The 21,438-nt window shown below is 48.3% G+C and carries 22 protein-coding genes and 1 pseudogene; all 23 read right to left on the minus strand.

From position 1 onward, the window contains the following. Positions 1–28 precede the first annotated feature (28 nt). Positions 29–193, minus strand: coding sequence for a hypothetical protein (locus L876_RS22700; protein WP_156029383.1), 165 nt, complete (start codon positions 191–193; stop codon positions 29–31). Positions 194–206: 13 nt separating this feature from the next. Then, positions 207–530, minus strand: coding sequence for a rhodanese-like domain-containing protein (locus tag L876_RS0106065; protein WP_028762981.1), 324 nt, complete (start codon positions 528–530; stop codon positions 207–209). 70 nt (positions 531–600) lie between these two features. Further along, entirely contained in the window at positions 601–1,056 is a 456-nt protein-coding gene (locus L876_RS0106070; protein ID WP_028762982.1) for a GNAT family N-acetyltransferase, read from the minus strand. 205 nt (positions 1,057–1,261) lie between these two features. Then, positions 1,262–2,503, minus strand: a complete 1,242-nt coding sequence (locus tag L876_RS0106075; RefSeq protein WP_028762983.1) for a beta-ketoacyl-ACP synthase — start codon at positions 2,501–2,503, stop codon at positions 1,262–1,264. Further along, the gene (locus tag L876_RS0106080) at positions 2,503–3,228 is read right to left on the minus strand and encodes a 3-ketoacyl-ACP reductase FabG2 (protein ID WP_028762984.1); all 726 of its coding nucleotides are present in this window, start codon (positions 3,226–3,228) and stop codon (positions 2,503–2,505) included. Before L876_RS0106080 ends, L876_RS0106075 begins: the two co-directional genes overlap by 1 nt. Before the next feature lie 11 nt (positions 3,229–3,239). Beyond that, positions 3,240–3,725, minus strand: a complete 486-nt coding sequence (locus L876_RS0106085; RefSeq protein WP_037428100.1) for a hotdog family protein — start codon at positions 3,723–3,725, stop codon at positions 3,240–3,242. Continuing rightward, positions 3,722–4,915, minus strand: a complete 1,194-nt coding sequence (locus L876_RS0106090) for a beta-ketoacyl-[acyl-carrier-protein] synthase family protein (protein WP_028762986.1) — start codon at positions 4,913–4,915, stop codon at positions 3,722–3,724. The genes L876_RS0106085 and L876_RS0106090 overlap by 4 nt, the downstream gene beginning before the upstream one ends. A gap of 36 nt (positions 4,916–4,951) precedes the next feature. Continuing rightward, positions 4,952–5,449 (minus strand): DUF3261 domain-containing protein, encoded by a 498-nt coding sequence (locus tag L876_RS0106095; protein ID WP_248674496.1) that lies wholly within the window; start codon positions 5,447–5,449, stop codon positions 4,952–4,954. A gap of 113 nt (positions 5,450–5,562) precedes the next feature. Beyond that, positions 5,563–6,825, minus strand: coding sequence for an NAD(P)/FAD-dependent oxidoreductase (locus L876_RS0106100; RefSeq protein WP_028762988.1), 1,263 nt, complete (start codon positions 6,823–6,825; stop codon positions 5,563–5,565). Further along, positions 6,825–9,218, minus strand: a complete 2,394-nt coding sequence (locus L876_RS0106105; RefSeq protein ID WP_248674498.1) for an MMPL family transporter — start codon at positions 9,216–9,218, stop codon at positions 6,825–6,827. The genes L876_RS0106100 and L876_RS0106105 overlap by 1 nt, the downstream gene beginning before the upstream one ends. A gap of 2 nt (positions 9,219–9,220) precedes the next feature. After that, entirely contained in the window at positions 9,221–9,916 is a 696-nt protein-coding gene (locus L876_RS21220) for an outer membrane lipoprotein carrier protein LolA (RefSeq protein ID WP_051412965.1), read from the minus strand. 1 nt (position 9,917) lies between these two features. Then, entirely contained in the window at positions 9,918–10,352 is a 435-nt protein-coding gene (locus L876_RS0106115) for an acyl-CoA thioesterase (protein WP_028762990.1), read from the minus strand. Between the two features lie 12 nt (positions 10,353–10,364). Further along, a complete protein-coding gene (locus L876_RS0106120; protein WP_028762991.1) occupies positions 10,365–11,927 on the minus strand; it encodes an HAL/PAL/TAL family ammonia-lyase in 1,563 nt (520 codons plus the stop codon). Beyond that, positions 11,928–13,652, minus strand: a pseudogene (locus L876_RS21225) (glycosyltransferase family 2 protein). Between the two features lie 3 nt (positions 13,653–13,655). Next, the gene (locus L876_RS0106130) at positions 13,656–14,027 is read right to left on the minus strand and encodes a 3-hydroxyacyl-ACP dehydratase FabZ family protein (protein ID WP_028762992.1); all 372 of its coding nucleotides are present in this window, start codon (positions 14,025–14,027) and stop codon (positions 13,656–13,658) included. Then, complete coding sequence (locus tag L876_RS0106135) at positions 14,020–15,384, minus strand: AMP-binding protein (RefSeq protein ID WP_028762993.1); 1,365 nt, start codon at positions 15,382–15,384, stop codon at positions 14,020–14,022. Before L876_RS0106135 ends, L876_RS0106130 begins: the two co-directional genes overlap by 8 nt. Further along, positions 15,381–15,929, minus strand: coding sequence for a COG4648 family protein (locus L876_RS0106140; RefSeq protein ID WP_028762994.1), 549 nt, complete (start codon positions 15,927–15,929; stop codon positions 15,381–15,383). Before L876_RS0106140 ends, L876_RS0106135 begins: the two co-directional genes overlap by 4 nt. Beyond that, positions 15,929–16,177 (minus strand): acyl carrier protein, encoded by a 249-nt coding sequence (locus L876_RS0106145; RefSeq protein ID WP_028762995.1) that lies wholly within the window; start codon positions 16,175–16,177, stop codon positions 15,929–15,931. The genes L876_RS0106140 and L876_RS0106145 overlap by 1 nt, the downstream gene beginning before the upstream one ends. Positions 16,178–16,185: 8 nt before the next feature. Next, positions 16,186–16,440 (minus strand): phosphopantetheine-binding protein, encoded by a 255-nt coding sequence (locus L876_RS0106150; protein ID WP_028762996.1) that lies wholly within the window; start codon positions 16,438–16,440, stop codon positions 16,186–16,188. After that, positions 16,418–17,239 carry a lysophospholipid acyltransferase family protein gene (locus L876_RS0106155; RefSeq protein ID WP_028762997.1) on the minus strand — a complete coding sequence of 274 codons (822 nt, stop codon included), beginning with the start codon at positions 17,237–17,239 and terminating at the stop codon, positions 16,418–16,420. The genes L876_RS0106150 and L876_RS0106155 overlap by 23 nt, the downstream gene beginning before the upstream one ends. Next, positions 17,232–17,969 (minus strand): beta-ketoacyl synthase chain length factor, encoded by a 738-nt coding sequence (locus tag L876_RS0106160; protein WP_028762998.1) that lies wholly within the window; start codon positions 17,967–17,969, stop codon positions 17,232–17,234. The genes L876_RS0106155 and L876_RS0106160 overlap by 8 nt, the downstream gene beginning before the upstream one ends. 236 nt (positions 17,970–18,205) lie before the next feature. Then, positions 18,206–19,078 (minus strand): DUF3014 domain-containing protein, encoded by an 873-nt coding sequence (locus tag L876_RS0106165; protein ID WP_028762999.1) that lies wholly within the window; start codon positions 19,076–19,078, stop codon positions 18,206–18,208. A gap of 283 nt (positions 19,079–19,361) precedes the next feature. After that, on the minus strand, positions 19,362–21,419 hold the full coding sequence (gene recG / locus L876_RS0106170; protein WP_373316125.1) for an ATP-dependent DNA helicase RecG: 2,058 nt from the start codon (positions 21,417–21,419) through the stop codon (positions 19,362–19,364). Positions 21,420–21,438: the final 19 nt, after the last annotated feature.

The following is a 21,438-nucleotide window of genomic DNA, read 5'->3' on the forward strand; positions in this document are numbered from 1 at the left end:
GGCGCTTTTTATTTATCTTGAATAGCTGTTACTTAACCTTGTCTAAGTCGCACAGCGTACATCGGTCACTCGTCACATTGGTTTCAATATAACGCACTTTGTGGCTGGCCAAGCGTCGGTTTGCCGAAAAGCTAAAGTGAGCGCTGGCTTTGTTATCACTGCGGGGTGGCGTTTTAGTCGTTCTAGGCTTCATTAAAAGGGGCTCACTATATTGGTTGGCAACAGAGGAGATCTTTAAGTGAACCGCCATTGATGGCACAGCTAAAGCCCTGAGCCTTTAAGATATCACAGCCTTTCTGGGCACGGATCCCTGCGCCACAATAGAGCACAATGGACGCTTGTTTGTCGGTAACCTGAGTTAATCCGCTTTCTAAATTGGCTAACGGTATATTTATCGCGCCTGGCAAATGGCCGCTATTGAACTCCTCTGGTGAGCGCACATCGATCACTTTGGCCCCTTGCTCAATAAGTTGCCAACAGGTGTGTCCATCTTGGCTACCAGAGAGTTTAGCTAATAACGATTGAAACATAACAACGCCCATTCATTAGAAAATATTCAATAAGATTATTCTAATTGATTGTTAAATGCAATATCTTCATTTAAAGCTGTTTGGTCATAAAAATGCTATTAGGGTCGGGTTGATAATCAGCAAAGGGCGGGCAGATGTGAAAGCCAAACTTGCTGTATAGGTTTCTTGCTGGCGCAAAAAACGCCATAGAGCCTGTTTCTAAACTGATCTGTTTGCCCCCTTGTTGTGCGGCATCTGCCACTAAATGATGCAAAATTTTTGCACCGAGCCCTTGTTGACGGTAACTCAGTGCGATGCGCATGGACTTGATCTCGTAGTGGTTGTGACAGAGGCGTTTGAGTGCGCCGCAACCCGCAAGTTGCTCATTGTCCCATAGACTCCAAAATCGAATGCAGGGCTGCTTTAATGCGCTGAGATCGAGTGCGTGAACGCTTTCTGAGGGGGAGGTGGAATACATCTCTTCGAGGTGTTGCTGCAATAACTGGGCGATAGCGTCACCCGTCAGTTCGTCTAAAATAAACTTCACCAATTGTCCTAATTTATTGAGCTGGTCGCTTGTATCTATGTTGAGCAATAGCAAAAGCGGTGCCGGTTTTCGTTAAGTGTTGTGAACTTAGACAAAGCGATGCCGTGTCGTTTTGCCTAGGTTTAGACTATGTGAAGTCATCAAGGGCGTTTGTTCGCCCTTCAGGCTGTGTTATGTGGTTGCTGTTTGGTAAACCGGTAAAAATTCACTCGCGCCAGCGTTTGAAGATTAACGAGGTATTAATACCACCAAAAGCAAAGTTATTGCTCATGACGTAGTCGGTATTTATCTGCCTAATATCATCTTTGATATAATCGAGCTCGCCGCATTCGGGGTCGATGTTACTGAGGTTAAGAGTTGGCGCGAACCAACCAGCATTCATCATCTCAATGCTTACCCAAGCTTCGAGAGCGCCACATGCGCCTAAGGTATGACCGGTGTAACTCTTGAGTGATGAGATGGGCATAGTGGGGCCAAACACCGCCGATGTGGCCTGTGTTTCAGCAATATCCCCTCTATCGGTGGCGGTACCGTGGGCATTAACATAGCCGATTGCATCTGGGGCTAGCGCGGCATCTTTGAGTGCCAAGCGTATGGCAACTTCCATGGTGTTGGCATTGGGCTGGGTTACATGCAAGCCGTCTGAATTGGTGCCAAAGCCGACAATCTCAGCATAGATTTTAGCGCCGCGCGCCTGAGCATGTTCGAGTTCCTCTAATACTAAGGTGCAAGCGCCTTCGCCGATGACTAAGCCATCTCTATCTCTGTCGAATGGGCTTGGAGTGTTCGCTGGCTGATCATTTTTGGTGCTGGTGGCAAAGAGGGTATCAAATACCACGGCTTCGGTTGGACACAGCTCCTCTCCTCCGCCTGCAAGCATTAGATCTTGTTGGCCATATTTAATCGCCTCGTAGGCATAACCTATGCCTTGGCTACCAGAGGTGCAGGCGCTGCTGGTGGTGTGCACGCGTCCCTTGAGACCAAAGAATACTCCGACATTGACGGCCGTGGTGTGCGCCATCATGCGGATATAGCTAGTGGCCGTAACGCCAGACATATCACCCTCTTTGAGCATGTCTCCAAAGGCGACAATTGGATCGGTACTTCCCGTCGACGAGCCATAGGCGATTCCCATCGCCCCCGAGGTTACCACTGGAGAGTCGAGTAATTCTGCATCCATAAGGGCTTTTTCGCTGGCCCATGCGGCCATGATCGACACGCGCCCCATAGAACGAATTTTTTTGCGTGAGTAGTGGGCGGGCTTGTCGAAGTCGACGATTGGGGCGGCAAGGCGGGTATTTAATCCATCATAGCGATCCCAATCATCCATGCGAACAACACGGTTTTTTTGTGCTTTTAGGCGACTGGCAATGGTTTGCCAGTCGTGGCCGAGGGCGGTGACGCCACCTACACCGGTTATCACGACTCGTCTGCTGCTGTTTGTCATCAAATCATGCCACCATTTACTGATATGACCTGCCTAGTAATATAGGCCGCTTCATCGGATAACAGGAAATTTGCCAGCCCAGCAATCTCTGAGGGTTTTCCCATGCGGCGCATCGGTACCAACTCTTTGACCATATCGCTAGGAAACTCTGCCACCATATCAGTTTCAATTAACCCAGGCGCGATGCAGTTAACGGTAATTTTACGCTTGGCTAGCTCTAGGCTTAGGGCCTTGGTTGCACCGATAATACCGGCTTTAGAGGCGCTATAATTCACTTGGCCGCGGTTGCCTGCAATACCTGAAACTGATGCCATGGTAATGATCCGTCCACCTTTGCGGGTTTGAATCATTGGCATAGTGCAGGGATGTACCACGTTATAGAAGCCATCTAGGTTAGTGTGGATAACGCTATCCCACTCTTCTTCTGTCATGGCTGGGAACGCGGTGTCACGGTTAATGCCCGCATTGAGGATTAGGCCGTAATAAGCTCCATGGGTGGCGATATCATTTTCGATAGCCTGTTTAACGCCAGCGCGATCCGCGACATCAAACTGCAGCTTACTCACATTGACCCCTATAGCTGTCAGCTCTGCTTCGGTATCTGCCGCTGCGGTGACATTGCTATGAAAATGCAGGGCAATATCGTAACCCGACTGTGCCAGCTTGAGAGCTATCGCCTTTCCTATGCCACGGCTAGCGCCTGTAACTAATACTCTTTTATTCATCCTGGTCTCACTTACCCATTACCTTGAATACTGTCAGCGATATACGCTTGGGTATCCTGAGGCTGAAAAACATTGACGTTGGCTGAAGCAACGACTTGATCTTGATGTGAAATTTGGCAATCAAACACCGCAAGGCCACTCTCCTCTTGATAGAGTCTGGTCACGCTAACTTGGTAGCATTGATCTAGCTTATAGTCTGTTATACTCATGGCCAATTTACGCGTTCCTAATAAAAAACCTACCTGAATGGGCTCATCGCGCGCGATAGCTTCGATACCTGCAAGTGCCGCAATACTTTGTGCCATATACTCGATGCCAACATAGTTTGGTACGCTAGCAGTGTGTGAGTTGTAATAGGCACTGTGCTTACCAATGGTAACTTCAGTGGTTAAGGAGTCGGGTTTATGTTGCAGCAGGCGATCAATCAAGATCATCGGCGCGCGGTGAGGCACCACATCATCGACAGCAATATGGCTAACATCGACTATCTGACTCATGTATTGGTCTCTCTTTTGCTAAAAATGATACTGGCATTGCTGCCGCCAAAGGCAAATGAGTTACTCATCACATAGTGCAGTGGCGTTTGAGTGTTGGCATCAACAAAATTGAGCGCCGGATTGTGACTGTCCCATTGCTGATCACCGACTTGTGGCGGTAGGCGCTGCAGAGTATTAAGAGATGAAAGCAGTAAATAACAGAATGCCGCTTCTATGGCTCCTGCAGCCCCTAAGGCGTGACCCGTCAGAGGCTTGGTTGAACTGACCCATGGCTGGTGATGGTGAAATATTTCACTTAATGCATGGCTTTCCATGGCATCGTTTTTCATGGTCGCGGTACCATGCAAGTTTATATAATCAATCTGTTCGGCACGGATACTGGCATCATCAAGTGCCATCTTAATGGCGGCAATCGCGCCACGCCCTTCAGGATGGGGCGCAGAGATATGATGGGCATCGCTTGACTCTCCAACGCCAGCAAGCATGACAGCGCTTTGGCCCGACGTTAAGGTAAACAGTGCTGCGCCTTCACCGATATTAATGCCATCGCGATTGCGACTAAAAGGCTGGCAATGAGCTTTCGATACTGATTCGAGCGAATGAAAACCATTAAGCGTGAGTTTGCATAGGCTGTCGGCGCCACCAAGGATCACCATATCGCACAGATTAGCCTTAAGCATGCGTTTAGCGCTGGCAAACACTTTGGCACTGGACGAGCACGCCGTTGAGACGGTATAGCAGGGGCCTGTTAATTCAAAATAGGCCTTTAAAAACTCTGCGCTATTACCGAGCTCCTGTTTTGAGTAGAGGTAATCTTCCGGCAGCGTACCGTGAGTATCGCGATAGGCCAATGCCTCTTCGCCTTTGGCGATACCAGAGGTGCTAGTACCTAAAATAATGGCTACTCTATCGACGCCGTAACGTGCCTTTGCAGCGCTGACGCTGGCTTCTATTTGCTTTGCCGCTTTTAATAACAGTTGATTATTACGCGAACTAAAACAGTGTAATGAGGCAGGGATCTCCGGTAGGGCATAGTCCACCATACCGACTAACACCTCCTCATTAGGGATAAGATCATTACGCCATTGCATTGCACTGGTGTCGCCCGCAAGTAGCCGAGTTAACACCTCTTTGGGTGTCTGGCCTAAGGGGGTGCACAATCCCAAATCTGTGATGGCGATATCTGTCATAGTGTCCGTTCTATTTAGTGGAGTCATTGACTCGGTTTACTCAGCAATTGGGTTGATGGTTAGTGTCAAGTCTGCCTGTGCAATCGATAACGCGACCTTAGCCATCCAAAGTGACTGCTGGTCATAGCGGATCTCAATCTGTGGCGTATCACTGCCGTTAGCATATAGGCTTCTGCATTGCACTGCATCACAGTCGGCTGAGCGTAATTGTCCACCATGTAAATTGCGATTTACATCTTCGATAGGCCAGTATATCAATTGCAGTAAGCCAAGGAGATATTCTGCCTTAAATTGATCGCCCAGCAAGATACTTTGCTGGCTGCTGACGCTATGCCCATCATAGGTGACGGTAAATAACGCCTGCCCTAGTGGCGCGAGGCCAACCAAGGTCAACTGTTGCGGCACAATCTCAAGCTGGCTGAGTAGTTGATGTCTTTCGCCTTGCACTGCAATGCTGACCTGTTGTGTTTGACTTTGGTTAACATCGCTTTGCAGTGGTGCTAAGCAGTAGTCCACCCCACGAACTAAGGACATACAAGTGTTTCGATCCAATTGTTGAGCACAACCGCTTAATAGCAGCAGCCACATGGCGAATAACAAACCAATGCGTGGTCGCACCCGCTTAAGTGAAGTGATAAACCGCCTTGTCATTTGCATAGCTCAACGATCATATTGAGGCGTCGCTCCGACTCGGTGACAAACGGATTATTTTGATCCCAAGCGTAGCCCGCTAGAATTGAGCAGATCATCTGCTTAATTTTCGGGTTAGGCGCTTCGAAAAAGATCACATCTTGAAAGCGGCCATCATACCAAGCTTGTACGTAGGTTCTAAAGGTATCTACTCCGAGCATCAGTGGCGCTGCGTAGTCGACTTGCCAATCGACCTCCTGGCCATTGAGTTGTTTAACGACACATTTAGCAGCCATTGAGGCTGATTGCATCGCTATGGTTACGCCAGAGGAGAATACGGGGTCTAAAAACTCGCCAGCATTGCCCAGCAAGGCAAATTTGTTGGTGGCCAAGGTGCTTACGTTGGCAGAGTAACCTTCAAGGCGAGCGCAGGGGCGAACTACCTTTGCTTTAGCCAATAACTGCTTGAGTCTAGGCTCTTCATTAACGAGTCGCATCAGCACCGATTCAAGATCGTCACCAATATCCCCAAGGAGGTGGGGCTCTCCCACGACACCTAACGAGCAACGGCCATTGCTAAAGGGGATGAGCCAATACCAAATATCTCGGTTATCGGGGTGAACACTAATCAGGATCTTGTTGCGATCGAACTGGTAATCTGCCAGTTCAATTTCATCGATATGATCGTCGATATGGGTGAAAATTGCAGTACGGCTAGGTAGATCTGAGGGACGCTCCAAGTCGAGTAGTCGAGGTAAGACGCGGCCAAAGCCACTGGCATCGAGTAGATAGCGTGCCTGCACTTGATACGGTATGCCTTGCTTATCGACAATGGATAGCAGAGGATCGGCCGATAGATCAATGGCCTCCACCGTATCGCCAAAGCGGATCTCTACACCTTGCTCTATGGCGGTGTCGGCAAGCAGTTTATCAAAGCTGCCACGCTCTACCTGAAAGGTGGTGCCGGGACCTGGAGTAAACTTATCGGTAAAATCAAAATGTGTGCTGCGTCCATTAGCATTAAAGGCTGCGCCATTTTTAAATTGAAACCCTGCATTATTTACCGCGTCGAGCATATTGGCTTCGTCAAGCATTTGCATACAGCATGGCAGCAGGCTTTCCCCAATTGAAAAGCGCGGAAACGCTTGCTTTTCAAGTACAAGAACCTTTTTTCCTTGCTGGTGCAATAGGCTTGCCGCAACACTTCCTGATGGTCCAGCTCCTATGATGACAACATCATATTGGGCAATTGCATGAGCTGGTGATTGGGCTGATTCCATCACTTGTGGGTCCTTATAAAATTATGTACGAAGGGGGATAGCAGGAAGGTACATCCGATACCTAAGAGCAAGGTTAAACCAAAATAGTGAATAGCGGGTGTTTGGCTAAAGGCCAATAGGCCAAATGCCAAGAGTGTCGAACAGGCTGACATAAACACCGCCATCATCACGGCTCGCCCCTGTTTTGCCTCAGCGAAAAACAGGCTGTAATCAACCCCAATGCCAAAGACTAGGATTAGTGCAAGTGCATGAAATAGGGTGAGCCCCGAGCCGAAAAGCCCTAATAACCCGAGGGTTAGCAGCGCAGAGGTAGCGGGTACAGCAGTGACATACAAGGCGAGCCTGACGCCAAATCGCATTGAAAAAATGCCCCAGGCGATCAGCAGTGACAATAGCAGTAACCACAGCGTGAGCGAGCGGTATTTGGCCATGACATGAGAAATATCGGCGACTTTATCTACCAGTTGTACACTGGATGTCGTCGCAAGCGCCTGCTGAAGTGTGTCAATGTTGCTGATCCCCCCTAGCAGCACGATAGCGCCAAAGTCGCGCTCTTGATTGGATGCAGGTAACCATAAAGGAGAAAAGAGTTGCCCTGCGGGGCTATTAAAAAATGCCTCTGGCGTAATGGTTAGTGCCGCCGCCTGCTGGTATTGCTGACGCAAATCACTGGCGAGTTCTGGCGCTAATCCCATCTTTGCAAGAATGTGGTCGATATTGTGGTAAATCTCACCCTGCAACCGATAGTTAGTGGCTTGAGTTGTTTGGCTTGGTAGGTAGTTTGCCAAGTTGATAGCATTACCAATCACACCATCTTGTGTCAGTTTGTTTAGTGTTGGCTTGATCGCTTCAAGCTGTTGCAGCAGCGCTTGGGCGTTAGGCGCACGTACTAAGATAAATTGGTTATCGGTGCCGCCACTGAGTAATAAGCGTAGTTGCGCCTCTTGGCTGACCACGTCATTGGGACTTTGTTGCAGATTACGAATATCGTCATCCGTCTGCAACTGGCTTAACCCTAGCGCAGTGACTAGCGCGATACCAAGCAAGCCTGTCCGCCACCATGAGGTATTACCTTGCTGACTGAGTACAGCAATCTTATCGAGATACTGTTGTGCTAAGCGCAGCGGTAGAGGTCGATGAGGCAATCGGCTATTGGCAATGAAGGGATAGGCCAACACTAAGGTGATATAAGCACCAATAAGGCCAGCCGCGCAGAAGATAGCTACTTGCTGCATTCCCGGAAAGGGGGTCATACCTATTGCGCTGTAGGCGAGCACTGTAGTGATTAACGCTAACGTCGCTGCGGGGAATACCTTAGTCACTGCCACTGACGCAGAGCTATCAGCCTGTTCCAAGCGTTCGCAATAAAAATGAAAACTAAAGTCGATGGCAATACCGATAAGACTGGTTCCAAAGACTAAGGTCAGCAAGTGTAATTCACCAAATAGACTCAATGTCGCGACAACGGCAAACAGTAAACTTGTGGCTATGGTTAGGCTGGCTATTAGCAGTGGCATCATAGAGCGAAATGCCCACCAGACCAATGCAATCACACCAATAAGTGAGGCCAGACCGAGAGATGACACCTCTTTTTTGGCTTGTAAGGTGGCGGCGCTGGCATGGAACAGTGCACCAGCTTTAAGTACCTTAAGCTCAACACCTGTAGGTAACTGCGCTCGCACAACTGCAATAGATTCGGTGAGTTTATTGATTTGTTGCTGCTGGCTTTGGGGGTTAAATGCGCTGCCAACCCCTTTTGCCATAACGATGGCTGAATAATATGATTGCCCCAAGTCATTGTGCGTTGTAGAGACTAATATTCCTTGGGCAACTTTGACTTTTTGCGTCGGTGCCATAGCCTTTAACGTATCGGGATACAGCAATAGCGGGTCTTGGCTGATCAGCTCGCTGTTGGCGTAGCCAAAAGCATTGTATAGCTGAGCTAAAGCATTAGCCTCCAACCGCGCTAATTGTTTGTTCTCTATTAGAGTCTGCTGGTTTGCCGTGAGTAAACTAAAGCGGTGAGGAAAGTAAAACTGATTTAGTGCGCGAACGCTATCAATGTCGCCACTTTTGACATCGGTAAAAACGTTTTTATCTGTGCGTAACTGAGTTAGTAGCAGCTGGGCTGAGTCAATGGCTTGCGCCTCACTGCTGGCCTGCAGCGCGATGTAGACCCTATCAGCCAGTTGGCTTTCTACGCGTTCAAGTGCTACTTGAGTCAATGCTTCCTCATGTATCTCAGGTAGCATGGCCAAAATATCGCTTTGAATTTTTGCGCCTTGGTTAAGTTGATAGGCCCCAAGCATGAAAGCGCAAAATACTAACGCAAACCAAATCATGGCTTTGCGTTTAATTGAGCCTTGGCCTGCTGGATTTGAACCTTTAATCATCATTATTGCGCAGGCTTAGGTGTTACCGATGAGAAGTAGTTGAGTTGCTGCTCAGTCAATGGCTGGTTAGTGATCTGCTCAAAGTGGATTTCGCTGCGGTCACCATTGTGGCCTAGTAAGATGAGTTGTTGCAGTTGCTGCTCACCTTGTAACACCAATTTGGGCATCGCTTGTTTAATTAAGGGGTCGAGTGGCACCAAACCAAGTTGCCACTGCTGACCCTCTTGCAGTAGGAAAAGGCTAAATTGTGAGGTTAAAGGGGCAATCTCGCCTTGCAACAAGCCATTCATCAAGGTGGGCATCATCTGAGCAAGAGCATTGGCTTGTTGATTATTCTGTGCTTGAGAGACCTGCCGATTGCCGTCGCTATCGATCTGTATCAATGCTCCTTGGGTCAGCACTAAGCCACTGGCAAAAGGACGAGTTTGTAACCAAGCGAGCCCCTGTTGGTTTTGAAATAGGAATTGTCCATGGCTGACTAACGGCTTTTTGAGGACTTTAAGGTAGCGGTACTGGGTGAAACTGCCCTGCGCCGTTTCGCCGCTATTGAGGCGTTGCGCTAAGGTTTGCAGCTGAGCATTGTCGGCATTTTGACTAAAAAGAGCATCGTAAGAGGGACTTTGATTAGCATGGCTAAACAAGCTTAGACTAAAAAGCAGTACGCCAATCAAGCATGTGCGGGGTAATAATGAGGCCATATTAGCTTTCCCCACTAAGGTCGACGAGATGAGCGATTTTTTCACGGAAGCAATTGGGTGTCACAAAGCACAGCTCCTTAGTCTTCATCTCAACGGCGGCTTGGATAGTGTAGCCTTTGGTTAACCGTTTATTGGTTAATGCATCTCGCACTTCATAAGTGATCTTAATGCGGTTTTCCCATTCGACTAACTTGGCGACCACTTTCACTTGCTGATCGAAACTACTCGACTGAACATACTTAATTTGCAGGTCGACAATGGGCCAAGCGTAACCAGAATCTTGCATCGTACGGTAGCCATAATCTATCTGGTCGAGTAACTGACAGCGAACGACCTCAAAGTATCTCAGATAGTTGCCATGCCAGGTTATCCCCATTGGGTCGACATCATGGAATGGGATCACCATGTCCAACTCGGTGGTCAGTATCGCCTTCATCGTAGTGGCTCCTTAATGACACACTTCCCAGTGGGCTTGCTGTATCTTCTCTACGGTTTGTCTTAAGACTTGTTCAAGTGGTCGGTCTTCTGTGAGCAGCTCAAAATCAGCGCTAACCTGAGTCAAGGTCTTAGCCACTGACGGGGTGAGTGATGCTTGGCATAGCTCCCCTTGGCTGACGCGTAGATGAATGCCTTGGGTCATTGCTAGCAGCGCAGCGGCGGCAACCTGTTCAGTCAACTGCAGCACACGCATGCAGTCTCTAGCGGCAATAGTGCCCATGCTGACCTTATCTTGGTTGTGACACTCTGTAGAGCGTGAAAATACGCTGGCGGGCATGGTCTGTTTAAGTGCTTCAGCTGTCCACGCTGATACGCCAATTTGTACGGCTTTAAAACCGTGGTTAATGGCGCGGCGTTCACCTGTGGCGCCAGAAAGGTTGGCAGGTAGACCATTATTAAATTTAGGGTCCATGACCAATGCCATCTGACGGTCGATAAGGTCGGCGATATTGGCAACACAATTTTTCATTGAGTCCATGACAAAGGCAATATGTCCGCCATAGAAGTGACCCCCATGAAGAATATGTTCGCCTTCGGCATCGACAATTGGGTTGTCATTGGCGCTGTTGAGTTCTGTTTCGATAAACTGACGCATAAATGGTAAGGCATCTTGCAGTACACCAATAATGTGCGGTGCACAGCGAATTGAGTATCTATCTTGCAGACGATCAGAGTTTCTTGGGTGTTCATGATGATTAAGGTCTTCACGGATCCAAGCGGCTATCTGGTTCTGTCCTGGGTGTGGTTTAGCCGCAAAGAGAATGTCATCAAAGTGGTTGGAATTCCCCTTAAGCGTTAATGAAGCCATGGCTGTGATACGACTTGCCATTTTGGCCATGTATTGAGCTCTATCGTAGGCAAGGCATGCAAGGGCGGTCATTACGGCAGTGCCGTTCATTAGTGCCAATCCCTCTTTAGGTCTGAGTTTAAGCGGTATGATACCGAGTTCGCTGTATACCTCTGCGGTGCTTTGACGCTGCCCTTGGTAGATCACATCACGTTCACCGACGAGTACGGCGGCTAGGTAGGAAAGTGGCGTCAGATCGCCGCTGGCACCCACAGACCCCTCTTCAGGGATCACAGGAATGATATTCAAGTTAAGCAGTGTTTCAATACGCTGAAGTAGTTCATAGCTTACGCCAGATTTACCGACTGCAAGCGAACTAAGGCGACAGGCCATGACCGCTCTAGCCTGCATCGGAGATAGGATTTCGCCGAGCCCGCAGCCATGAAAACGTGACAGATGCAGAGGGAGTTCGTGAACTAAATCAAGCCCAACCGTGACAGTACATGAGTCGCCATAGCCTGTGGTAACGCCATACACTACGCCCTCTTCAGCGAGTAAGCTGTCGATAAATCGCGCGCCTTTCTGGATATATTCTTGATATGCAGGGCTGACTTGCAGTTGCGCTTTCGCGCCTTTTGCCACCGCAACAACCTCTTCAAGGGTTAGCGAGCGTTGGCCAAATTTAACAATCTCTTCTGTATGAGAAGGTGTAATCGTTTGAGTCATCTATCTGTCTATCCTATTAGTATGCTTTGGGGCAGACGTTGCTGCTGCGCGCTGGATCTCTTCATCTTTGCGCCAAAAATCGAAAAAGTTAAACCATTGCAATGGTTCACGCCGTGCGTAGTATTCAAGTCGAGCACTATAGCGGTTAACCGCGGCTTCTAAGCGTTCCATCCTGCCAGTGCGAGGCCCTTTGAGCGTATCTGAAAAATGCTCTAGGTGAACGTGATAACGCCCCTGTTCTCGTAGGCAAAACATTAAATAAACTGGGCAATCCAGCAGGCCAGCTAGAATAAATGGACCTTGTGGGAAGGGCGCGGCTTTACCCATAAATGGCGCATAGATCACCCGACCTTCGCTGTTCGACGAGGTGCGATCCCCTGCGATGACCACCAGTTCGCCTTGCTCAATTTTCTCTTGCAGCAACATCGAAGTACTCGGTCCCAATTCGGTGACCTGAATCAGGTTCAGGGCGCTGTCGGGATTGAGTTGTTTCAGTACTCGATTAAAGTTCTCGGCGTTTTGGGTCAGCACCATTACATTGACTTTCACTTTGCGCTGATGGATTGAGATAGCCCGGCATAGCTCCAAATTACCTAAATGTGACACCAATAATACGGCGCCTTGACCTTGTGCTAAGGGTTCGGCAAGAGCTTCGCGGTTGGGGAAGTCGACTTGGCTGAGCTTAATGCGATCGCACCACGCATCGATACGATCAAGTGCCGCATTACCGAATGCAATAAAGTGTTTGAGGCTATGACGCCAACCTATGGTGCCCTGTAGCTGTGGGTGGTCGGGGTCAAAACTTTGCACCTGATTAAGAAAATCGAGCGAGGCTTGCCTTGCATTACGCCCCGTTAGGAAAAAGTAGCCAATCACTGGATACATGATGGCACGGCATAGCCAATGGCCACCAATTTTATAACTACTGGCAAGGAGCTTAATGCCCCAATAGCTGCCTCGTTCACCGATGCTCGACTAATGTGTACTGGCATCTGTTTGCTTGTTACGTGTTAACAACTGCGGCAAACGGCGTAACATGCCAAAAAATAGCTTAGTGTGCATGGCTGAGATCCGCACATTGTCTTTCACTCCTTGAAAGTGGCTGGTGCCATCTTCTGGATAGATAACCCGAGTGGGGAGATGTTTGACACTGACGCCCTGCCAAAAGAGTTTGACTAAGATTTCAATATCGAAATCCATACGTTCGCCTAACGCTTGGCTTAAGAAAAGCTGTTCTGTTGCGGCCAATGGATAGATTCGGAAGCCGCACATAGAGTCTTTGATGTCGAAACTTAAGGTTTCTATCCATACCCAAAAGTGGGTGATATATCTGCCGTAAAGCCTGCCTTTGGGGACTGACTCATCATATTGCGGCAGACCTGATATCAAGGCTTTGGGATGCGCTTGTGCCTCGGCGATCATAGCGGGGATATCATTAAGATCGTGCTGACCATCGGCATCCACTTGTAGTGCATGGCTAAACCCGTCGGCAAAGGCTGCCCGTAATCCACTAGTCACCGCAGCCCCTTTGCCGCGATTAAAGGGGTGATGAATTAATTTGACCCAAGGATACTGTTTAGCAAGCTCGCACAGCAGGTGACGCGTGTCATCATTGCTGCCATCGTTGATTAAATAACAAGTCAGATTTAGCGGTGCTAACTGCGCCAGCGTCATTTTAATCGCTTGCTGATGATTGTAGTTCGGGATCACTAACGCCAGTTGCATAAGCTATGCTTCCTCCGCCATTGTCGCCACAGAGAATGCGATACGACCGGAGCCAAAACGTTTGTCAGCACAGTAGTAAGCGAACGTGAGTTTGTGCTTACTTGGGTTGTGGCTGATATTGAGAAATACTTGGGTACCCGGCAAGATGAGTTGCTGAAACTTGAGTACTTCAAGGGTGGCTACTTCAGGTGCATAGCCGTAGTGAGATGCCCCTAATTGAATCGCCCAGTCGAGTTGTGTTACCCCTGGCAGTACAGCTTGCTGTGGAAAGTGTCCTTCGAAAAAGGGCAAGTCAGCATCGACCGATAGCAGCCACTCGACGCCATCTTCCATTGTGGTTTTGGTGAGAATGGGCGGTAAACTCGACTTAATCATGTTCAAATAACTCGAGTATATGGCTAAGAAGGTACTTACCTTGGTTATTACTGGGTAGCGCGGCAGGGTAACGCCAGCGCTTTGGCAGAGTAACGCGTTCAAACTGTGTAAGCAGATGGGCTTTAAGCTGATTATTAATTGCCAATTTACCCTCTGCTTCTAGCTGTTCTTGTCCTAATGGTGACAAGACGATGGCCGCGCCCAGCAGAGTACGCGGTTGTTCCAGTACAGCGAGTACTGCTTCAGCGACAAAGGGATGGGTAACCAGCAGGTCTTCCATTTGAGCTAATGAAAGTCGTTTTTCCTCAATTTTCACAATCCTATCGAGTCGGCCAAGTAACTGAAATTCACCATCGCCTGTGAGGCTAATTTTATCATCACACTTTAACCATTGGCTGGTGTCTAAATAGGGAGACTTGAGCAGTAAGGCACCGTCTTGCTGATCTTGATGAATTTGATGTGATGCAAAAGTACGCCAAGCCTGATTTTCGACACTCTGGCGACGATAAGCGATACCACCCGTTTCCGTACTGCCATACACCTCAATGGGAGGCTTGCCGTAGCAGTGCGAGATATCATTGGCCGCTTGAAAGCTTAATGGGCCACCTGAACTGAACACTAAACTGGGCGAACGCATCTGCGGCTGGTGCTCTAGCGCATCGGGCAAGCGCGACAACTGAGCCGGACTGCTGATTAGGCACAGATTAGGAAACAGGTTGGTGTAATAGGTTAAGGTTTCAGGGTATTCAACCAGATCGCTTAAAAACGGTCGACTGGCCGCTAATGGCCATAGGATTTTGAACAATAAGCCATAGATGTGTTGATGTGACACGGTTGCTATCACGCTGCACTGTGGCAGATGGGCGGCAAAAGTGCTTTCCAGCACAGTCACTTCTGCATCGAGCTGAGCGATGGTTTTTTCGATGGCCTTGGGCTGACCGCTACTGCCAGAGGTAAACAGTAATAAGCTGCCAAGTTGTTCGCTTTGGGGCCAAGGTAATGTGCTATTAGCGAGCTCTTTTTTGAGCGGAAAAAAGGCTTTGCCTTCACACAGTGGCATGTCAGAAATAACACCGTCGAATTCATGGGTCAACAGACTCAATGATCCCGATTGGGTATTGGCTGGCAAAATGAGTTGTTTATCCGCCAGTAATCCCGCGCATAAACCCACTGCAAACAGATCGCTGCTGTCACAGGCTAATAACCAGCGCTTGGCTGGTGTTTGACTTAGCTGTAGGTGTAACGCGGCGACTTGTGCTGTGAAGGCACTGCCAGTCACAATATCGTGATGATTAAAGCTAATCAGCTGTTGGCTTGATGGCCCTTTGGCGAGCCAGTTCTTAAGTAACCCTGTCATGATTTTTTCAACCACAATGTTCGATACAACCATTCCCCACCGAGTAACATGCCAATAAGCAGATATGCGATGAGCCCGTTATAGAGTGTCCATACCTCAAGGCTGGTGTAGCTTGCCGTGTAGTAAGCGACAGCGCCATTAAAGATGAAGAGTGCGCACCAAATTTGGGTGACCCGGTTCAAATATGGCACTGCTTCAGGTGGCAGTGATGGCTCTTTCAATCTTGCTAGGCGCTCTATCATGCTTGGGCCTCGCTTTAGCGAATAAGCAAAAAGGCCTAACATACTGAGATTGATCACTACGGGATAGTAGAGCAACCAATCATTGCGTTTGGCGAGATAACTGCCTGCTGTTAATACTATACCAACGATAACTGGCAGGATTAACGGTTTTACTTGTTGTTTTTGTAGCGCTAACCTAATGATTAGCATTAAGCAAAGTAGCAAAGCAATGCTGCCTGCGGGCAAATAGGTTAGGCCAAAATAGACGGCTATTGGGTAGCCCAATAACAAGAAGCCCGTCACTATTTGCAAGAACAGGCGCATTACTCTTTCACTAGGCCTTCGATGGCTGACACAACGTCATCGACAGTTCTTACCGCTTTAAACTCTTCAGGTTTGATTTTCTTACCTGTAAGTTGCTGTAGCTTGATGACTAAGTCAACGGCATCGATGCTGTCGAGATCTAGCTCTTCATACAGTGAGGCTTGCAGTGTGATGTCGTTGGCATCAATTTCAAACTCATCAACTAAAATTTGAGTCAGCAGCTCAAGGATCTGTTCACGGTTTTGCATGCTGGCTCCTATGCTCGTTGTGATTCGATAAAGCTGGCTAAGCTGGCCACACTATAAAAATGGGCTTTTGTTGCTTCTGAATTGGCTTCAATTTTGACATCGAATTGCTTTTTAATCGCAAGTCCAAGCTCTAATGCGTCTATAGAGTCTAACCCTAAGCCTTCACCAAAAAGTGGTGCGTCTGTTTCAATATCATCAATGCTGACATCTTCAAGATCTAAGCAGTCAATGATCAGTTGTTTAATTTCGTTTTGTAAGCTCATAATTAGTATCAAGTTGTTGTTTATAATAGTTTTCGAGGTCTCGTGTCAGTTGACGCGCCATCTTGGCATCACCGCCTGACTGAGCATAATACCTGATATGGTCAACAGTTTCGCCTACTTCGACACTCATGCCGATGGTTTGGCGAGGGATCTCATACCAAGGTTGCTGTTTGGTCAATCCAATCGCATTGGTACGTAGCACGACCGGAATAAGATCGGTTTTGGTTCGAAGAGCGATGTTGGCTGCGCCGCGAGCAAAGTCGTTCACAATAAGGCCCTTCAGTGTACGGGTACCCTCAGGGAAAATAATCACATTAGTGCCACTAGCTAATACCTGCTGGCAGTCAGTCAGCAGCAGTTCCGCGCCACGGTTAGGAATATAGCCTGCGCAGGAAACCACTCCTCTTAAAAAGGGATTTCGCCAGAGTCCTTGCTTTACGATACAGCCAACATTAGGCATTAAGCTGATTAGCACCACAACATCAACCAAGGTGGGGTGGTTAGCAATGATAACTTTGCCCTTGGCTGTCGCTAGCCGTTGTAAATGTTGGGTCTCGACTTTGATCACGCCAGCCCAAGTTAACATGTGCACAAAACCACGAAACATGATGTGCACGGCACGTTGCACGCGGGCAACGCGTGTTTGCGGTGTGCCGGGCCAAAATCGTAGTAAAGGTAATATGGTTAACGAGCTAAGTAAGCCGCCTAAGCCAAATGCAACATAGCAACTAACACCGCCTAACCAGCGGGGGATATAGGCAATGCCGCTTAATCGCTTAGCGACCATCATCTCAGCCATGGTTAAGTTGCCAATGGTATTGGTTTAAGGTGCCGCAAAGATTTTGCTTACTGGCAATGGCTTGCAGTAGGGCGCCATAAGTGAATTTTGTCCTTGCTAGGGCATGCATTGCTTCTGAACGTGTATCAAGCGTTAGTCGAGTTAGGCCGCTGTCATTGTCAGTGGTTTTGGTCAGCAGAAGCCCTAATGCAATAGGTAATTCAGGCTCGGAGGTAAACTCTTTATAGATATCAGATACAGGTTCATCACCAAACACCAGCAACAGTGGCTGGTTATTTTCACTTAACTGGCAAAAAGCTTCAATAAGCGCTTGCTCCAGCGTATTTTCACCGGCAGCAATTGAGGTCGAGGCCGCCTGATTATTGGTTAAAATACTCAAGATGCCGCTGGCAGTATTATGAACCGATTGACTAAAGCCTATTGGCGAAATGGGTTGTTCGCGTACGATATCTTGCAGTAGCGTGACGGTACGATTAAGTTCGCCGTGGCGCGAAGCGAATATTGTACGGCATTGGGCTGGGGGGTCACATTGAAAGGCCACTTCAAGTAGCATTTTAGTGAGCTTGCTGTAACGTCTGCGCTGCATTGCTGGCACTTGAGGCAGTTTTGGGGCAATAGCTAGGCTATCGGTGTCATTAACCTGAGAATGTGGCCAGTGTTGCCAGTCGGTAAGTTGCTGGTATAGCGGAGACCAAGCGCCTGCGGATTGGATGGTAAAGGTTAACTGCACTACTTTGCCTCTAAATACAGCCTATGGCTGCGGTTTTCCATAACAAATAACGAACGTAAAGCCCTGTTTTACGATTGCGTCATTGTACACTTAAGTGTGGCGAGAAAACATCTTTTGTGCTGTGAACATGTCGCTTTACTGGTGTTAGTGTTTTTTAAAAGCTGGTCAATAGGTTATAACGGCTATAGCAAGATGAGAGCGTCCACAGTAATCCTGTGGACGCTTCAATAAAGTGGTTACTGGCTAAGTTGCTTTTTAAGCTTTCTCAGTGCTGCTTTAATTTTTTTACTGTTCTCTGGGCCCATACGAATCATCAATTTTTGTGCGTTGGGTAAGGCTTCGAGTTCTGGGTCAACAAATTGATAGTTGACACTGACGCTGTCTAGTTCGATGGCTTGTTCGATGATAGGTGCAGCCAGCATAATGTCAATTGCTTCAATCATGCGCTCATCGAAAGGTTTATCGCCATAGCCTAGCTCTTCGAAGGCTTCGCTGAGTAACGGAGAAACCTGTTTGTAGGTGGTTGCCAGTTGCGCTTCATCTAAGTTCGTTACAAAGTCAGCGTATAGGTCGTATCTATGATAACTGTCTGGGTTGAGATAGGTTTTATCGGTGACATCTGACACAGTAAAGTTGCGGTTAGGCGCCTTTAGTGGACTCACTTTTCTGGCAAGTTCTCCTTGGGCTAGGTTGTCGACAAACACCACAAAATGCCGAACAAGATCTTCTTCAACCAATAACGGGTCTATCTTCATGCCATTAGCGACTTCCAGGGTCTTATCGTGCGCATACTGATCGCTTTCTGCTAAGGTTGGCAGAGGCTCGACTTGTGGCGTAGGGAGGATTTCGACGACAGGATCTGTCTCTGGTTCAGGTAATACCTCTGGTTCTGGCAAGCTGTCATCGGCAGGCAAAGGCTCTGCTGGCGTTATTTCTGGTAGCGTCACAGGTGTTGGCAGCTCAGGCTCTGGCGCAGTATCTTTATTGCCGAGTAAAAAGTAAGCGCCAGCCGCTGCGATAAGCAATATGATCACCACAGCGATGGTGATTGCACTAGCGCCGCTACGTTTTTCTTGAGGCGCAATTCTATCTTCTTGACTGACTTGCATGAGGTTTCCTTAAAAATACTTCGAGTGTAAGGAGCGTGTCGATGAGTGAATTCCAACCTCATCATCTGTGTTATTAATGACTAATGCGTGTATCTGCTGCATTGTAAATTTTTTAATGAGAATAATTCGTTACTCTCATCTACAGCGTGTATCAGCGTATCTATCCGATTATTAAAATGATCGCTGATTCAGTTTGATTGGCATTACACCATTCTGCAAAATTAACCGTGCTTGTCTAGTTAAGTTCGCTCAAATAAAAAATAATTAATTCTAAAGTTGACGATTAGGCCTGAACATATTGTTCTCGCTGTCCTAGCCAGCGATGCACAATAAGATCGACATTTTCCGGAGCTTGTTGCATCACATGTTGTGCTAGTTTTTGAATATGCGGGATCAAGGCTTGGTCGCGGATGAGATCGGCGATCTTCATATCGGCTATACCAGTTTGTTTTGTCCCTAACACTTCGCCTGGTCCGCGGATTTCCAGATCTTTCTGCGCAATAATAAATCCATCGTTACTGTCGCGTAACACACCTAGGCGCTTTGTGGCAGTCTGCGACAGTGGCGCTTTATACATCAGCACACAGTGGCTGGCGATGGCACCACGTCCTACTCGCCCTCTAAGTTGATGTAACTGGGCTAAACCAAGGCGCTCAGGATTTTCGATAATCATTAAACTCGCATTGGGCACATCAACACCCACTTCAATGACCGTTGTGGCCACTAACAGATGCACGGCACCTGATTTAAACTCGGCCATCATAGCCTGCTTTTCGGCGGGCTTCATACGACCATGGACCAGGCCAATATTGAGCTCTGGCAAGCGTTGTTTTAGTTCTTCGGCAGTGTCCTCGGCGGCTTGACACTCAAGGACTTCTGACTCTTCAATTAATGTACATACCCAGTAGGCTTGGCGTCCGTCATTGAGGGCTGCCTGTCGTACGCGATCGATAACCTGTTCACGACGGCTATCAGATACCGCAACGGTTGTGACTGGCGTACGCCCTGGTGGCAGCTCATCGATGATTGAGGTATCTAGGTCTGCATAGGCTGTCATCGCGAGTGTGCGCGGAATAGGGGTGGCGGTCATGATAAGCTGATGGGGGTGGTAGCCTTGGCTAATCCCTTTCTCTCGCAGCCCCAGGCGCTGATGCACGCCAAATCTGTGTTGCTCGTCGATGATGATGAGTGACAACTTATGGAACTCTACTTGCTCCTGAAATATAGCATGGGTACCAATGACGATATGCGCTTCACCATTTTTGATGCTCGCTAACGATTGGGTGCGCGCTTTGCCTTTGAGTTTACCGGCAAGCCAGCCGACTTTTAATCCTAATGGCTCCAGCCAAGCTGTAAAATTGATGGCATGTTGTTCTGCTAACAGTTCGGTCGGTGCCATCATTGCCACTTGATAGCCATTCTCTATGGCTTGTAGTGCAGCAAGTGCAGCGACTAAGGTTTTACCTGAGCCCACATCGCCCTGGACTAAACGCATCATTGGGTGAGGCAGCTCAAGATCTCGGCCTATTTCGGCCACGACCCGCTGTTGGGCTGCCGTCGGTTTAAAAGGCAGGGCTGCCAAAAATGGGGTTAATAGTTGCCCTGTTGCGTACATAGATATTGCGGCATCATGGTTACTGCGCTGCCTGAGTTTAAGCATGCTGAGGTTGTGGGCCAGTAATTCCTCTTGAATCAACCTTTGCTGTGCTGGGTGAGTGCCTTGCTCCAACTCAAATGAAGCGATACCGGTATGGGGGCGGTGAAGTAGCTGCAATGCGTCATTTAAAGACATATTATTTGGCTGCAAACTTGGCGGTAATAGTTCTTGCAGGGCACCATGGGCCAGTAATGTGAGCGCTTGATCGGTGAGTTTAATCCAGCTGGCCTGTTTGAGCCCCTCGGTTGTTGGATAGATAGGGGTGAGGGTTTCACTTAGCGCTAAGTCGCTATCGCCATGGATCACTTTGTATTCTGGATGGATTATCTCTGGGTGATGTTTGCCGCGTCGTATTTCTCCATAAGCACGAATAGTCGTCCCGTTTTCTAGGCCGTTACGCTGGGCGACTGAAAAATTAAAGAAGCGCAGTGTCATGGTGCCAGTGTCGTCGCGCACGGTACAGGTTAGCATGCGTTTGCGGCCTTGGATCACCTGACTCGACAGAATAGTCGCTTCTATGGTGCCGTAGCTGCCAGGATACAATGAGGCGATTGAATATATCTGGGTGCGATCTTCATACCGCAGTGGCAGATGAAACAGCAGGTCTTGGACCGTGTTAATGCCGAGCTTTTCTAGCCGCTGCGCCATCTTAGTGGCCACGCCTTTTAACTCAGTCACTGCCATGCTATCGAGTCTATCCACT

It is taken from the genome of Shewanella colwelliana ATCC 39565 (assembly GCF_000518705.1).
GTDB classification, from domain to species: Bacteria; Pseudomonadota; Gammaproteobacteria; order Enterobacterales; family Shewanellaceae; genus Shewanella; species Shewanella colwelliana.

What these genes read in the sequence shown, in the direction of transcription:
- L876_RS22700 (WP_156029383.1), bottom strand. Translation starts at nt 193, where the DNA reads ATGAAGCCTAGAACGACTAAAACGCCACCCCGCAGTGATAACAAAGCC.
- L876_RS0106065 (WP_028762981.1), bottom strand. Translation starts at nt 530, where the DNA reads ATGTTTCAATCGTTATTAGCTAAACTCTCTGGTAGCCAAGATGGACAC.
- L876_RS0106075 (WP_028762983.1), bottom strand. Translation starts at nt 2,503, where the DNA reads ATGACAAACAGCAGCAGACGAGTCGTGATAACCGGTGTAGGTGGCGTC.
- L876_RS0106080 (WP_028762984.1), bottom strand. Translation starts at nt 3,228, where the DNA reads ATGAATAAAAGAGTATTAGTTACAGGCGCTAGCCGTGGCATAGGAAAG.
- L876_RS0106085 (WP_037428100.1), bottom strand. Translation starts at nt 3,725, where the DNA reads ATGAGTCAGATAGTCGATGTTAGCCATATTGCTGTCGATGATGTGGTG.
- L876_RS0106090 (WP_028762986.1), bottom strand. Translation starts at nt 4,915, where the DNA reads ATGACAGATATCGCCATCACAGATTTGGGATTGTGCACCCCCTTAGGC.
- L876_RS0106095 (WP_248674496.1), bottom strand. Translation starts at nt 5,449, where the DNA reads ATGTCCTTAGTTCGTGGGGTGGACTACTGCTTAGCACCACTGCAAAGC.
- L876_RS0106100 (WP_028762988.1), bottom strand. Translation starts at nt 6,825, where the DNA reads ATGGAATCAGCCCAATCACCAGCTCATGCAATTGCCCAATATGATGTT.
- L876_RS0106105 (WP_248674498.1), bottom strand. Translation starts at nt 9,218, where the DNA reads ATGATTAAAGGTTCAAATCCAGCAGGCCAAGGCTCAATTAAACGCAAA.
- L876_RS21220 (WP_051412965.1), bottom strand. Translation starts at nt 9,916, where the DNA reads ATGGCCTCATTATTACCCCGCACATGCTTGATTGGCGTACTGCTTTTT.
- L876_RS0106115 (WP_028762990.1), bottom strand. Translation starts at nt 10,352, where the DNA reads ATGAAGGCGATACTGACCACCGAGTTGGACATGGTGATCCCATTCCAT.
- L876_RS0106120 (WP_028762991.1), bottom strand. Translation starts at nt 11,927, where the DNA reads ATGACTCAAACGATTACACCTTCTCATACAGAAGAGATTGTTAAATTT.
- L876_RS0106130 (WP_028762992.1), bottom strand. Translation starts at nt 14,027, where the DNA reads ATGATTAAGTCGAGTTTACCGCCCATTCTCACCAAAACCACAATGGAA.
- L876_RS0106135 (WP_028762993.1), bottom strand. Translation starts at nt 15,384, where the DNA reads ATGACAGGGTTACTTAAGAACTGGCTCGCCAAAGGGCCATCAAGCCAA.
- L876_RS0106140 (WP_028762994.1), bottom strand. Translation starts at nt 15,929, where the DNA reads ATGCGCCTGTTCTTGCAAATAGTGACGGGCTTCTTGTTATTGGGCTAC.
- L876_RS0106145 (WP_028762995.1), bottom strand. Translation starts at nt 16,177, where the DNA reads ATGCAAAACCGTGAACAGATCCTTGAGCTGCTGACTCAAATTTTAGTT.
- L876_RS0106150 (WP_028762996.1), bottom strand. Translation starts at nt 16,440, where the DNA reads ATGAGCTTACAAAACGAAATTAAACAACTGATCATTGACTGCTTAGAT.
- L876_RS0106155 (WP_028762997.1), bottom strand. Translation starts at nt 17,239, where the DNA reads ATGGCTGAGATGATGGTCGCTAAGCGATTAAGCGGCATTGCCTATATC.
- L876_RS0106165 (WP_028762999.1), bottom strand. Translation starts at nt 19,078, where the DNA reads ATGCAAGTCAGTCAAGAAGATAGAATTGCGCCTCAAGAAAAACGTAGC.
- recG (WP_373316125.1), bottom strand. Translation starts at nt 21,419, where the DNA reads ATGGCAGTGACTGAGTTAAAAGGCGTGGCCACTAAGATGGCGCAGCGG.